The organism is Bartonella sp. AA83SXKL, assembly GCF_042196965.1.
Classification (GTDB): domain Bacteria; phylum Pseudomonadota; class Alphaproteobacteria; order Rhizobiales; family Rhizobiaceae; genus Bartonella.
Genome location: NZ_JBHIRG010000201.1, coordinates 1 through 365, shown reverse-complemented (window position 1 = coordinate 365; position 365 = coordinate 1). Strand labels below are relative to the sequence as shown.

General features: G+C 35.9%; 1 pseudogene. It reads right to left on the bottom strand.

Features of this window, described 5'->3' with window-relative positions:
- Positions 1-268, bottom strand: a pseudogene (locus ACFINO_RS10605) (1-acyl-sn-glycerol-3-phosphate acyltransferase); the annotation flags it as partial.
- Between the last annotated feature and the right edge of the window lie 97 nt (positions 269-365).

The following is a 365-nucleotide window of genomic DNA, read 5'->3' as shown; positions in this document are numbered from 1 at the left end:
TAAAGGTTTCCCACGCAGATTGATGCTTTGGAGCGATGATGTAGGCTCCTTTGGGGAGGTTTTCTAAACCTTCGATTTCATAGTTTGTGCCTGCAATGTATTTTTGCAAAAAAAGTGTGACACGCGCCCATGTTTTAGGGACAATCCATGCTTTTTTGCGTGGCATTAAAAAATAGATGGGAGCGTAAAGAATCATCTGGATAAAAGTCGTTGTATAAAAAGCGAGGGTAAAAAGAAAAGAACGAAGGATAAGCACTAAATTTTCCATTTAATATCTACAAGAAGATTGTTTATATAACTTACTTTGACACTGGAAAACCCCTCTCTTTTATGTTTTTTTTAATATCTAATTTGGGGATGGTTTA